Genomic DNA, 14,387 nt, shown 5'->3' on the forward strand with positions numbered 1-14,387 from the left:
GGGTTGGTTTACTCACTGCTGCTACTGTACTTCACAAGACTGATAACCGCTATAAACAACTCGCGCACAACAACACTAGTATCGCGGCTTTGAGAACCAGCAATTTCTGGGCCAGTCCAAACTAAGTCAATGCGTAGGCGTAGCCCGCCGTAGGCATCGCTCACAGCTTGAGATGTACTTCGTTCTTCTGCCAGCAGTCGCAGTGTGTAAGCAATATGCTGAGAATGTACGCCCATAACATTGAGGCGGTTGAGTTCATCAACTATGTCTCGATTTAAAGCCGCAGGGATGTAGTTAGCTACATTGGATATAGAAAAGGGCGGGGAAAGTCTGCCAGTTTCTAAAGCTGCTGCTAAATTAACGAGGGTTGGACGACTGAGGTTGAGAAAACCCATTAAACAAGTACCTGATCTGGAAAGAATTCTGCTCCTAGTCCTTCAACAGTAGCCACAACCAATGCTCTATCGAGAAACTCATTGCGGCGTTCGCAGGAAGTTTCCGCGATCAGTAGGCATCCGTGACAAGCAGATCCGTGTAAAAATCTTTCCTCTTGTACGTTATCTGGTTGATGTTGAGCGCATACTGGATCGTTAGAACAAAGTTTTCCCAACTCTAAGGCAACATTCAAATGTTCTTCAAGTTGATTCCCTACTTGTACAAGTCCCCCTAAAGTCCCCTCAGAACCGGGAGAACCAGTATATAAAAGGATGCCATAACCTGCATCACTGGCATAGATGCGTTCACGAATTGAACTAGCTGCATAACCACACTCCAAAGATACTGCTGTAATCAAGAGGTGTGATAGGGAATGGAGCATGATATAAGGAAGTCCAGGGAAAATGGCTTTTTCAGGGGGAATGCCTTTGCGATCGCGCCAGACATTGAAACCCCTTTCTAATTTTTGCCCCTGTTGTTTAACAGCCTTCCGTTGCTGCCAATCTTTAACAGCTTGTTTGTTGAAGGCAATAAATACCCCTTCGCCTTTATTCTCAATCGCAGGCACCCATTGACGTTCAAAATCCAAATCAGCACGCCGCACATTAATGCTTAAATCATCAATTTCTCCTTCAATATTAGGGATGGATGCCTCAAAACGGGTAAAGCCAACTTGGGCAATCACTTCTCGCAGACGATGCACTAACACCACCTGTTCTATAAATGGCAATAGTGCGGGATTGAAATTATCTAACTTGCGTTTACTAGCATAAAACTCGTCATTAGAAGTACCTATTTCTGCTGAACAAGAAAGTAAGGCTTCAATTTCTACTTGTTTGATGGTTTTAGAATCGCTGCTTCTTCCACTTTGACGGCGTTGAATTTCTGCCCAAACCACCTCTGCTCCAAATTTAGTTAAATCAGCATACTTAGGATTCCTTTTCAGATTTTTTTGCACTTCATCCAAGTCTTCCAAATATTCCAAGTCCTGTAAGTAATGGCGATCCACTACTTTTTTCAATTGCTCATCAGCATCTGGAATCGAAATCACGCTGAGGGTTTGAGCAAAATAAGCATTACTAGCAGAACGTACCAAAAGACGGTTATGTTCTGGTTCGTTGGTTTGGACAATATTACCTGATTTATCTGGGACACAGACCCAACATGGTTCCTGAGCTTTAGCACCCAGCCAAGGACGATGCCCTTGGCATTGTCCGAAAACTTTGGAATTTTTGGCTTTAGCTATGGAAAGTGGACGACGGGCTTTTTTACAGCCATCACAGCGCACAAAAATTTCTTCAAAGTCATTGCCAGAGCCACCTTCATCTAGCCACAGTTGTCCCCGACAGGTAGTTTTAAAATCATTATGGGCAAAGGCGTACCAGTCTATATCGCTCAGATGTCCATTTATACAAGCTTGCACAAAGCGGACTGGTACGTATGACACGCGCTGTCCTTCAAATTTTGATCCCTCCTTAACTGTTCGCCAGTTAGCTAGGGGACGGGTACGGTAATCTTTCCCGTTGAAGCGAATGGTTTGATCGACTTGAGCTACAAACCAAGCAGGAAAAATAAATGCATCCACACCAGTGAGAGGCATATTCGGGTCTGAAGTCTCTCGTGGTGGACTAAATAGTTCGATATTCTTAACTTGCAGCATTTCGCAAACTTTATCTTTCAAACGGTCTTCACGAATAGGCTGCATTTCACCTTTCCAGTAGGTCAATCCCCCAATCACTACCGAATATTTAGGTAAATCTACCATCGCTCCTGGGCCAAAGGTTGATAAAAGTTGGCTTTGGCGGATTTCTGCTTGGGGTTTTATTTTGTTGTTTGACTTTTTCATTAAACCTCTTCCTCTATTTCTAAACCAACAGGGTCACGCACAAAAAGTTTCACTACTGGCTCGACATCTCGCAAGCTGCGTTGGGCTTTGAATTTTTGCCGATCGCTACTTTCTTTGTCCGCCTTGGGGTCAAGGGCATCAAGTAGTAAAGGGGCTGCCATCTCTATTTCATTGCGTTGATATTGTAGGCGTTGGTCTTGCACGGCAATATGTTGCCATGTATCTAAACGGTCTATAACTTGTCGCCGGATTTCTTGACGCAGACTTTCGGCTTCATCGGCTTTTAAGGGGCTATGTCCCTCTGCACGTTTAACGATCGCATCCACCACAAAATTTAAAAACAGGCGATGTTGGGTAATTTGAGCAGCACCTAGAGGCGCTGTCATTTCTGGATTACCTAATCTGGCAAGGGCAACGGTGACACCTGATAAACCCCGATCGATGGCGCGGGGTGAGAAGGGAGTAACGCTACTTGCTTCCACTGTGCGGTAGAAAGTATCATGCCAGATTTGAAAACGTTCGTAGTGAGAGCGATCGCGCGGTCGGTGAATGTTGAGTAAGGTAACGACTAAACCAGGTTTTTCAGCTTCTCGACCGACGCGGCTGGTAGCTTGGATATATTCAGCAGTGGTTTTCGGCTGTCCTAAAACTACCATCAGCCCTAAGCGCGTGATATCTAGCCCTACGGAAATCATGTTAGTTGCTAGGGCAATATCAACTCTTTCTTTCTCATGAAAAGGTAAAGCTAAACGACGTTTGGTATTAGCAACTTTGTTAGTGCTGATGCGAGAGGTTAATTCTTCTGGTTCATCATCAATTTTGCGATCGCAAAATAAGCTAAACGGTTCTTGATAGCGACGGCGATCGCCATAATGACTCAGGCGGGAGTTGACCTCATCTTCCACTAGGCGGCGACTACCACCCAATTCCCGCAGGGAATTAAAATAACCTAGCAGTGTCATATAAGGGTCAGCAGGATTATGCGGATTTGTTTTCCCGCCGGCATCTTCCCAAGCTTGTTTAGCTGCTCCCAACAGGGCTAAGTATGCTCGTAACAGAACTACCTTAAGGCTGCGTCCTTGGGCTACAACTCCGACATAAAGCCGTCCCGGTGTTTTGGTAATTGGTACGGTTTCGGCAAAAAAGGAGTCGTGGCGATCGGGCCCAGGAGGCGGAAAAATATCTACCTGGCTGTGACTAAACAAAGCTTGAATTTGGCGCTCCGCACGGCGGACTGTCGCAGTGGAGGCAATAATCTTCGGTCGGATAGTTTTATTATTGTGCGTCACACTACACAGAACATCGATAACCGTTTCGTATAATCCCACCATTGTTCCCAGAGGCCCAGAAATCAAGTGTAATTCGTCTTGAATAATCAAATCTGGTGGGGGTAAATTTTTGTCTAAGGCTCGACCTTTGGTTTTAGCATCAGCTGGGCCAGTGAATCCGGCTTTTTCATCAAAATGAGTTACCTTGCCAAATAGCGCTCCAGTTTGACCAACCCAAGGCAGATTCGCAAATTTATCAACGGTGGAAATTATGAAGCAAGGAAGCCGTCGATAGATTTGTTCATCTACGGCAACGATGGGTAGGGGGTTATTGCCTTTAAATACACAAGCAGGTTGACCATCTGCGTGTTTTTTCCGATTTTCGCAGATTACCCGCAGGTCAGTAGGTGCATCGGCAAGTGGTAAAAGTTGAAACGATCGCGCTTTCAATTCCGTGCCACACCAAGGACACCTTTCTAGGGGAATCGGCTTTGGTTTATGAGGATAATGCCGATCAAATTCATGAGTCCGCGCCCAAGCTGAATTATCTTTGTCGCCTTTTTTACCCATTTTATTGGGTGTGGCACCCTGCCCAACCCACAACCCAATCTCAAAGGGATGCTTGCCTAGTCTAGGATTTTGCTGACGTTCTAGTTCTAAGGCACAGACGAGGGTTGCGGCTCTTTCCAATTGGTCTAGGGTGAGGAGGCGCAGAGTGTAGCGCATGAGAACGCTGACACCAGCAGAGTGGATACTAGGATCGCGCAGACGACGCAGCACGAGAGTGAACGCTGCCAACCCTAAATAGGCTTCGGTTTTGCCGCCACCTGTGGGAAAGAACAGCAAATCTACTATTTCCCGATCTGGATGTTCTGGTTGAGCAATGCTCAGGATGTTCAACAGCAGAAAAGCTAGCTGGAAAGGTCGCCACTTCGGTGGTGAAAAGTCTTCAGGGGATTTGTCTGGATTATCGTGAGTTAGGCGTTGTCTTCTAGCAGTTGCTAGGGCTTGGTTAGCAATTTGAAAAGCTTCTAACACCAGAGGATCGTCTAAAGCTTGTAATCCGGCGGCTATGCGTTGCTTAATTCTGCTAGCTGTGGTTAATAATTCACTAGCAATTTTTCTCTGGTGCGGTTCAGTGGGGGCTGCGGCTTGCTGTTTGGTAATCCATTCAGTATATGCAGTCACCATTGGGTAAACCATCTGAGAGATTGTTGCCGCGTCTTTTGCCTTAGCTAGTGCTTCCATGCCTAGTTCTAGCCCCGGAATTTCTGCTGGTTCTACTCTGGCCACCTCTGCTGTGGGCATCCAGTTAGTACGAATTTCTTGACAGATATGATTCGAGCTAAGGATAGTAATAGCAGAAACATTGTGTCCAACAGCATATTCGCAATCGTTGCAGTATTGCAGGCTTGATACCGCTTCGTCCCTGTCTTGGCTGTTTTGCCCCCGCAAGTTAGGGCGGGATACAAAAGCGTCAGCTGTGCGGATGGTGAGGCAGGCTTGAAAAATAAAACTGATGTCGTGCTTTTGGTTGGGATTGTTGCTGCGGTAGTTAACTAAGAATACTGAAACTGAACGCGTACCAACAGGGAGTTTTTGTTGAGGTGATGAAGCTACAGCCCGATTTGACACAAATAACTTTAAGCCGTTGCTGTCTGGAACTTCAATCTGAATTTTTCGCTGATTTCCCAGCAGGGAAATAGGCATACTAATGCAATGAGGAGAGCGTTGCCATAATTCTTGCTTGGCTGACTGGGGATTCTCGCTATCATCTAATTCTGTTTCGCTTTCAAGAAATTGGTAGTCACCCCACTGCACAGTTATATTCAGTTCTGTGGTATTTTCTGGTAGAAGAAAGCTCAAGCCAATGGAAGAAGGAAAGTGAGCTTTACGGGCTGAGGAGGTTTCGGGAGCATTGGCATCTTCATTAGTATCACTGCTACTAAGTTGTTCGAGTGTGTCGTCTGCTGTTTCGTCCGATCGCACTTCAACAGGCGCTCCAAAAGGTACTAAGAAACCTGTAAGATACCACTTAGAAGGAGCTTGGGTGAGGATTTCCTCGGCATATTCAACATCATCAGGGGTTGGCCCCACCAAGTCTAGTTGCATGGCGCGGATTAGATGCGATCGCACTTCGGCAGATGTGGTCATAATGAGGGCAGGGAACAGGGAATAGGGAACAGGGAACAGTAAGTGTTCATAAATGATTTAGGATGGCTATGCTTTTTTGGGAATTCATCGGTATGGCTAACGTTGAACCTGTCACATAGAAGTAGAGGGAAAATCAGGAATAGTTAAAGTCGTTTCCGTCGCCTTGCGAGATTTCGCTACTTTTTTAGTATTCCCTTTTGCCTTGGATTTCTGTGCAGCTTTACCGCCTAAAATTTCCGCTTCGGCGCGTTGCTGGTTGAGTTCGAGTAAACGGGCTAATACTTCGTCATGAATTTCTTCAGGCCAACGGTAGCGCCAAGGCTTTTTCTTCTGGCGTTTGCTGGTGTTTTCGTCGTCTTCTTCGTCTTCGTAGTCAAGTAGGAAGGTGCAGTCTGTGGAAATATCTGTCCAGCCGTAAGCATCGAGGACAGCCCGATCCATTTGGGCGTGGAGTAAGCGTAGTTGTAAAATATCGGGGTGGCGTTCGTCGGGATCGTGGAAGCGATTGTATGTGTCGGTGAGTCCCTGGTTGTTGCGAACCATTAAGGCGGCGCGATATTCGTAATAGGTTTTACCCACAGTTTCTAGGGTGCAATTGATTTCCCAGTTTTCGGGGAAGGGGAAGGTTTCAAAGCAATCAGTAGGAGAATAGTTAAGATCATCCTTCATAGTAGAAGAAAAAAATCGTGCAAATATTTCGTGAATACGACTTTGTAAAATAGTAAAAGCTGCATTTTTATCTATTGCTAAAACTACTAACTTATGAGAATAAACCATCCCATTTGGTAAAAATGCAAAAGATAAATGTTTACCGATAATACAACTTACCAATACACGATTAAGAGGGGCGATCGCTTTATTACCCTCTTGGTTTCTACGCCCAAAAAGCCACCACTGACGGCTATAGCTTCCTGGCTTATTCTTTCGTTCTGGAAAAACCTTTTCTTTGACTATCTTATACAAATCTGAATATTCTTGCGCTTCCGTCTCACTCATCTCACCAAAATTAATTACATAGCGATGATGTGAATGAGTCGGACTAGAGTTAACCTCTTCTCCACCAATATAAGGAAATATTCGCTCTTGATTTTTGGGATTTTGTTCAATCAAACGGTGCATTTCTGGAATAGGTGTAGTGTCAGAGTTGGAATCATCAAATGTGAAACCCATTCCCAGCACAATGCTACCAATGAAACTTTTATTAGTATTTGCTAATAAAACAGCAGGGTTTTTATGTCCACCTGACTTAAATAGAAAGGCAGAAATTAAGTCAACTTCGCGCCCATCTAACAGCTTTACACCTTTATACTCACCTTTAAAAATGTGAACTACACTTACAACAACGGCTGCTAAACCCGGCCAAATTAACCGCTTTTGAGCATTGTAAATTATACCTTCATTATGACAGATATAGCTTAATCCACTGCTACGTGTATCACCTTGAAAAATAGTATTTGTAGCAATCAAGCCAAAAGAGCCAAACTTCCGTAACAGTGTAAACGCTCGTCTGAAAAAGTGAGCAACTAAATCACTATTGTTATTAGCTTCTGGATTTACTACAGGCAACCAATCTCTATAACTATCTCCTAATACTGTACTAATTCGTTTACCACCTAAAAATGGTGGATTACCAACAATCGCATCAAACCCCGGATTATCTCTATCAAATACTTCTGGAAATTCAATCTCCCAATTAAACGCCGGAACAGGTTTTTCACCATACCGCAATTCCGCACAAATTCGCCTGACATCTAAATCATCTTCCTGATTTTTCTGCCATTGATAAAACTTCAACCATGAATTATCACGCTCATCCTTTCTCGCCTTGTCCTTATCTTTGGCGAAAAATGAAGCAATAACTAAATCCCCTTTCAGCCGAATATCCCCCAACTCTGTTTCTATATTTTCGTAAAAATCGCGTTTGGCTGCATAATTATCTTCATCCAAATTGTGAATTCCATTGCGATAAAACTTCGCTTTCTCCATTGCTAGATTAAACAAAGGTAAATTTGGGTCTTTATAAGTCTTGTCTTCTGACCAAGTAAACGTTTTAATTTGTTCAGAAGTTAACCCAACTAATGAATCACCCCACTTCAAAGCATGGTCTAAAAAAGTAAAAGGATGAGCCTTTGCCAAAGTTGCCAACCACAGCGATAACTTAGCCAAATTCACCGCAAATGGGTTTTTATCCACACCATACAAACATCGTTGCGCCACTAACCGCCGCGCATAAAGTAACGGTTCTTCATCAATTGGAATTTCAGGTAATACGTTTTGCTTATTCCACGCTTCAACTAATTTCTCTGCCAACTGACGACAACTTTCCACTAAAAATGCCCCCGACCCCATTGCCAAATCACAAATTTTCAACTCTAAAATCTGCTCTGGTGTGGGGTTTTCTCCCAAAGCCGATAAAATTGGTCTGAGAGTTTCTTTCACAATCGGCTCAGTCAATGCACGAGGCGTATAATGAGAACCACTACGCCGCCGTTCTTCCCCCGGTTGCAAATACAGAGAACCCACAGGCATTAAACTCGGCGTTTTCGGTGATACCTTGCGTCCCAACGCCGCCACTACATCTTCTGCTGTCCTCGCATCCTTTAACTCAGTTAGGGATTTACCAGTAATTTCGCAACCAGCAAAATCCTTTAAATATTTAGCCCGTTCTCCCGCCTTAGTTTTGAGAATGTCCCCAACGCTGACAACAACTGTCACCGAAGATTTAGAACCTTTGGGTTTACTCCAAACACCGATAGCAGGACTACTTGCTCTTTCTACCTCATAGCCGGCGGCTGCCTCATAGACAGACCCAATTTGCTCAACCGCCAAGGAACGGTAAGACAGGCGTTCTCCATCCAGTACCAGTAACCCTTGCAATACCCGGTGAATTACCCCATCTGACACGCGAGGGGGTTCAAGACTTTCTCCTGTTTGATATTCTGTAAACTGGAGACGACCTTCTAAAAACGGATATTCATCTGGGTCAAATAACTGTCCATGACGAGCAGGTAAGTACAAATCAGCATGACCGCCGCCATCGTAAACCAGACGAAACAGACTCAGCAACCACGCCCAAGCACCATACCTCTGATCCATTGTATCTGGGTAGTTACCTGCATCTTCTCGCAAGCGCTCGTAAAGTCCACTAACTGAGTAGTAGCGTGTATAAACTGCATCTTGAGACATCAGTCCCCGATCTTCAGCGTAAAGCAGGAATACCAACCGCAGCAAGATGGTAATCAGTCCACCGTAAATATGCTGGGGCGCAGTGGTGGCGATGTCACTCACTAAGCTGCTTTTAGTGGTTGCATCTGCGATTTGGAAGCCACGCAGTAAATCCCATAATGCCTCTAATACCTGCTCTGCTAGCTTAATAGAGACATCGCTTTGATATTTCCGGCTTTTTTCCAGGATTGCAGACAAACGGCGATCGCTAGGGACATTAAACAGTCGGTCAGCCGAGAGCAACATCTCCATTGCACCCAAAATCAGCCGCCCAGATACCTCACACATTGCCTGTACAGGAAAAGTCAGGTGTCCTGATGACTCTCCAAGTGGTGCATAAACCAAACGCAATTCTGTACCGTTGCACAATAGCCCAGTATAAACTTTCGTTTCTTTCAAAAGGCGCTCAAACTTAGACTGGGGGCTGGCGTGCCAACCAGTAGATTTACTATCCTCCGCACCTGCATTGTCAAGTTCAGTACCATCAGGAAGCACCTGTACCAGCATCATCCAGTTGCCATTAGGGTCGGGTACAGCATACGTGGGTGTCAAAACTTCGTTGTAATCTAGGAGTGCGATCGCTAATTCTTCTGGACTGACAACTAAATCTTCTGGTTGCCAACCTAAAACGTTGATAGTGAAAGCAGGAAAGTCGTCAATTCCAAAGGTTTCCTTACCAACATCACCGGAGAGGGGTTCACGTCTAGCAACTTCTTGCAATGTTTGTTGCAGTTCCACCACATTGCGGTTAACCACAGCTTGGGCTGCTGACAATGCAGGCGGAGACACCACCAACCCCACAGGCTGGAGAAAGCCCAACCATTCTTTATGTAAGCGAATTTCTGGATCGTTTGCCATTGTTTATACTCCCTCTAGCCGGAAATCGGCCATAAATAAATTACGCCGACTGGCTCAATCCGCACTGCTTTTACTTTGTAGGCGGCTTCAATTCGGGCTGGTTCTGAAATTAGTTCGGTTGCGATCGCTTGAAGGCGTTTTTCCCAATGGCGACGATCTGCATCCAATTGGCGCTGTTCTTCTATGAATGGAAGAGACAACTGCACTACCTTAGATTCTTCCTGACACTTGAGAATTCGAGTCTGCTGTTCTTCCAGAATCTTCTTCATCTCAGCAGCTTCCCTAATACCTCGTTCTGTGAGTTTCCTTTCCGCCCTTTCTGCTAAAACTGTGGCGCGGCGTTCCAGATGAGGAATTAATTCTGCTACATCTTGGGCTGCACTTTTTTTCAGTCGCTCTTTTACTGCTTCTGCGACTTGCAACAAGTGGGGAGAAGCTAAGGAAGTTTCAAGTAACTCTAGTACATTATCTTTCTCGCCTTCTGTTAAAGACTGAAGTTTCTTGCGTCCCCGACTGGTTGGATCTGACCACTCTGCTGCGACTGCAATTACCTGATCGTGTAAGCGAGAAGCCCGTTCACCATACAGAGCTAGTCTTCCCAGTGCAATCACTTTTGGCATTGGGTCATTAGTTAGACAAACACAAGCACGAGTTAATTCATCGTGCAAGAAACCCTGAGCTAAAAACCTGCTCAGTAAACGCTGGACAATTCTGTGTTCTAAATGCAGATGAACTACATCCCCATCTAAAGAACCAGGATCTCGAAATACTACAGGGCGAATCGGTGCTTCTCTTCGCCATTCCCAAGGCTTTTGTCCGATTTTCCGAGGTGTTCTCAGGGTATCAAGTGTAGTTGACCATGTTGGATCTGCACCAGTACGCTGGTCGAGAGCCGGAATTGTCCAACGGGCAGTTACAGGATTGTTAGCAACTTCATTCACATCTACAGGGGCAAGTGTTGGGACTCCCAGAATTTCTAAAGAAGCAGAAATTGCATTACGGAAGTGATTGTCATCTAGTCCCAACCAATCCCGCGAGTCTTTCAACATTTCTTGTAAATTCTCAACTTGTTTAGTCAAATCCTGTTGGCGGAGTCTCGCTTGTTCCAGTTCCTCATTAATTACCTGTGTGTTTACTGTTTCCTTGTTATTGAGTTGTTCTGCCTGATTAATCGAATCGGCAAGATGATTTACTTCTTGGTGGCGAATCCCATTAGCCAGTAAGCGCGACACATTTCTTTCAACTACTGGTGCAAGAGAACCAAGTTCTTGTTGAATCGTCACTGTTTTCCGCACTAGTACGTCTAATACTTTGTCTTCTGTGCGTTGCGGTAAGACAAAGTAATAACAATGGACAACAGGCGATCGCTGTAATTTGCGGTCAATCCGTCCGTTACGCTGTTCCATCCTCGACGGGTTCCACGGCACATCAAAATGGAACAAGTCAGCACAGTTGTTTTGGAGGTTCACCCCTTCTCGTGCTGCATCTGTGGCAATCAGGATTCGCAGGGGATGACGCGCCGGGTCAGCGTTAAATGCACTTTTAATAGCTTCGCGGCGTTCTTCTCCAATGCCCCCATGAAATACATCTATGCGTTCATGTTCGCGGTTAGAGCCTGCGATCGCTGTTTGTAGCTGCTGTTGTAAATAACGTTTAGTATCTGTATATTCTGTAAAGATAATTACTCGCCGTTCTAACCAAGCAGCATTCGGTTGACCCAGATCGGGACAAAGATTTTGGCGAATCCACTCTACCAGTTGTTGAATCCTCGGATCTGGCTGGTAGCGAGAGGCATTAGCTACATCTGCCATCTCATCTAAAATTGCTAGTTCACGGGCTGTTTGTCCCGCAGCTTGCATACTAGCTGCTACCATTTGAGCATCTTCTTCTGCAATTACTTCCTCTTCGGAAAATTCAGCCCGTTCGTCATCAGCACCAGGGGATTCAAACAGCAACGGGAGACTGGTTTGATGTATGGATGGGCGGTGAGCCGCTTGTTTTTCCATCCCCGTCCGATGCACCTTTAAAGTCCGAGCAAATGCCTCAATGGAAGACAAAAGACGCTTTTGTAGCGAAGTAATTACCAACATCGCTGTGGTCTGGGTAGACTTCGCTGCATCCTTAAGTCGTTCTTCACGCAGATTGCGATACTGTTGCAGCAATCGGGATAATTTGAGTTCGGGCGCGTCTTCTGGCAGGTTATCAATAACTATAGGAAGAACGTAGCGTTGGGGAAACTCTTCTCCGATCTCTCGTAAATCTTGTTTTAAGCGCCGCACCATTACTGTGTCCAGCAACTTGCGATTACGAACGGGTACTCCTCGGCAGAAACGCTGGGGATCAAGGATTTCTAGCAAGGCGGCGAAGCTGTTGGAATGTCCATTGTGGGGAGTGGCAGATAAAAACAGCTTGTGTTCAAAACGCGGTGCTAAGTCTCGAACAGTTTTGGTCAGTTGGGAATCAACCGCATACTTTGCACCACTCGCAGGTGCAGCATTGTGAGCTTCATCAAGGATGAGCATGGAAGCAGCTGCAAAATCACCAAGCCAGTCCCGTAATGGTGCGGCATAGGTTTCATCTCGTAGCAAGGCGTGGGAAATAATGAACCGAGTATGCGTCATCCAAGGGTTGATTCCATAACCCCGTTCTTGACGACGGGCAGCAATAAACTCACGGTCAAGAATCATAAATGTAAGCCCAAAGCGACTCTCCATTTCTTCTTGCCATTGCCTTACCACTGACGGCGGACACGAGATAACTACTCGTCTAACCTTTTGCCGCATCAACATCTCACGCAGTATCAGCCCTGCTTCAATTGTCTTGCCCAGCCCTACATCGTCAGCAATGAACAAACCGACTCTCGGCATTAGCAAAGCTTTACGTAGCGGCTCTAATTGATAAGCTTTGACTTCTATACCCGCTCGGTAAGGCGCTTGGAAAAGCTTGGCATCTGTGGAGGTTACGCAATTCCACCGTAATGTGTGCAAATAAGCAGAAAACAGGCGCGGATTATCAAAACCTCGATTCGCTATCGATTCCCATGATGTCGCCCCTACGATTTTCGCATCTATTTCCCGTTCCCATAGGACTTCTAGAGATTCTCCTAACGCATCATCTTCTAAACAAGAAAGACTAACTTTAGTGTCTTGCTCTGGAGACGGTTTCGACACAACTTCTTCTACAAGATACTGCCGCGATCGCACGCGCACAATCTGTCCAGTTACAATGTCAGTCACTCGTGTCTGCCCCCTTGTAACTCGGCTGGTATTATCCCTCCTCTAATCATGAGAAACTCACTCCCCTAAACCCTTATGTCTAATGACTGGTTGGACTAGAGTGCTAAGAAAGCAACTATGCTTTTTTAGTAGCAGGTATAAAATAGTTTCTTAATCTATTCGAGTCTTAGCACCTGCTACATCTTATGAAGTATTTTTATATACGGCTATATTATTTAGCTAATTATCAAGGAAATTTTAAAGCTTTTATTTTATAAGCAATTTACAGACTATTTTTCTCAGAAGTCTTACGTAGATTAGTTTTCAAACTCAGGTCAACATTAAAATTTTATAGTAATAACACTTAGTTTTTTAGAGTAAGCAATATTTTGTAGTACGACTTTGAGATAGCTTCCTTGGAGTAGCGAGCGCCTTATGCTTTGAGAATTTAACTCACGAAATTTCATAAATTCTCATTGTGGACGGATTCATTTTCGTTGATTAGCTCGATTCAAATGAGTATTTTATCGTTTAAAAAATAACAACATCCCATGTGGATTATCTAAAAATACATCTTTATTACTATTGTGATTTTGCGATTCATACCCTTGCAAATCTTGACTTGAAAGTGAGTACACATCAGTTGCAACAAGCTGATATCCTTGATTATTTAAATAACCAACTAATTTATCAGGCATGACATGAGACGCGCCGTAACTTGGTAACAAATTATGTTCAATTTTATCCTGGTCTAAAATATTTAATTGCACAACACCTGTACGACAAAATATATCAAAATCAATCGGCTCAAATAAGCCACTTGTAGTAATTTCTATTGAATTTAATTCCATCGCCAGTTGCTTTATACTTGCAAAATTCCGCGACCACGGGTTGCCCATTAAAAATAACCGTATCGATATTGCCTCTGGCTGCACCTTCACGATATCAAGTAATGTTTTTGTAACCGCATTTAGTTGCAAGTAATCTAATACTCCATGAACCGAAACTAGCCGCAGGCTATTAGGAGCGTAAAGTTTTGTCAGTTCTAGTTCTGCTAGATTGCGATCGCAAAAATAATTTAACTGTAGGTTTGGGTATTGGCTGCGTAAAGCTAAAAACTTTTCTGGTGGGTTAGGAGCAATGTCGTAACAATCGATTGTCGGAAGTTGGTAGCGCGTTAAGTCAACTCCCTCAAAACCAAAAAAAACTTCACGTTCGGCAAAACCTGCACCCAAGATAGCTGCACTATCACCATTACCTGAAAGAATCGCTTCCCAGGTGAGGGGATAAACATTGGGGGTAAGTTCTAAAAGCCTAGCTCGACTAATTTCTAAGATATTGCCACTGCCCTTGTTTTCTAGGAATCTTACTGCCATAAAACCTCGC

The 14,387-nt window shown here is 44.5% G+C and carries 6 protein-coding genes; all 6 read right to left on the reverse strand.

Going from position 1 to position 14,387, the window contains the following annotated elements:
- Positions 1 to 8: 8 nt before the first annotated feature.
- Positions 9 to 395: a hypothetical protein gene (locus ACM0OY_RS25460; RefSeq protein WP_414571609.1), complete on the reverse strand. Its 387-nt coding sequence runs from the start codon at positions 393 to 395 to the stop codon at positions 9 to 11.
- The gene (gene drmB, locus ACM0OY_RS25465) at positions 395 to 2,281 is read right to left on the reverse strand and encodes a DUF1998 domain-containing protein (protein WP_069072379.1); all 1,887 of its coding nucleotides are present in this window, start codon (positions 2,279 to 2,281) and stop codon (positions 395 to 397) included. Before drmB ends, ACM0OY_RS25460 begins: the two co-directional genes overlap by 1 nt.
- Positions 2,281 to 5,703 carry a DISARM system helicase DrmA gene (gene drmA / locus ACM0OY_RS25470; RefSeq protein ID WP_414571610.1) on the reverse strand — a complete coding sequence of 1,141 codons (3,423 nt, stop codon included), beginning with the start codon at positions 5,701 to 5,703 and terminating at the stop codon, positions 2,281 to 2,283. The genes drmB and drmA overlap by 1 nt, the downstream gene beginning before the upstream one ends.
- Positions 5,704 to 5,814: 111 nt before the next feature.
- Positions 5,815 to 9,786 carry an Eco57I restriction-modification methylase domain-containing protein gene (locus tag ACM0OY_RS25475; RefSeq protein WP_414571611.1) on the reverse strand — a complete coding sequence of 1,324 codons (3,972 nt, stop codon included), beginning with the start codon at positions 9,784 to 9,786 and terminating at the stop codon, positions 5,815 to 5,817.
- Positions 9,787 to 9,800: 14 nt separating this feature from the next.
- On the reverse strand, positions 9,801 to 13,022 hold the full coding sequence (gene drmD / locus ACM0OY_RS25480) for a DISARM system SNF2-like helicase DrmD (protein ID WP_414571612.1): 3,222 nt from the start codon (positions 13,020 to 13,022) through the stop codon (positions 9,801 to 9,803).
- Positions 13,023 to 13,525: 503 nt separating this feature from the next.
- The gene (locus tag ACM0OY_RS25485) at positions 13,526 to 14,377 is read right to left on the reverse strand and encodes a hypothetical protein (RefSeq protein WP_414571613.1); all 852 of its coding nucleotides are present in this window, start codon (positions 14,375 to 14,377) and stop codon (positions 13,526 to 13,528) included.
- Positions 14,378 to 14,387: the final 10 nt, after the last annotated feature.

The organism is Nostoc sp. CCY 9925 (genome assembly GCF_963920935.1).
Classification (GTDB): Bacteria; Cyanobacteriota; Cyanobacteriia; order Cyanobacteriales; family Nostocaceae; genus Nostoc.

What these genes read in the sequence shown, in the direction of transcription:
- ACM0OY_RS25460 (WP_414571609.1), bottom strand. Translation starts at nt 395, where the DNA reads ATGGGTTTTCTCAACCTCAGTCGTCCAACCCTCGTTAATTTAGCAGCA.
- drmB (WP_069072379.1), bottom strand. Translation starts at nt 2,281, where the DNA reads ATGAAAAAGTCAAACAACAAAATAAAACCCCAAGCAGAAATCCGCCAA.
- drmA (WP_414571610.1), bottom strand. Translation starts at nt 5,703, where the DNA reads ATGACCACATCTGCCGAAGTGCGATCGCATCTAATCCGCGCCATGCAA.
- ACM0OY_RS25475 (WP_414571611.1), bottom strand. Translation starts at nt 9,786, where the DNA reads ATGGCAAACGATCCAGAAATTCGCTTACATAAAGAATGGTTGGGCTTT.
- ACM0OY_RS25485 (WP_414571613.1), bottom strand. Translation starts at nt 14,377, where the DNA reads ATGGCAGTAAGATTCCTAGAAAACAAGGGCAGTGGCAATATCTTAGAA.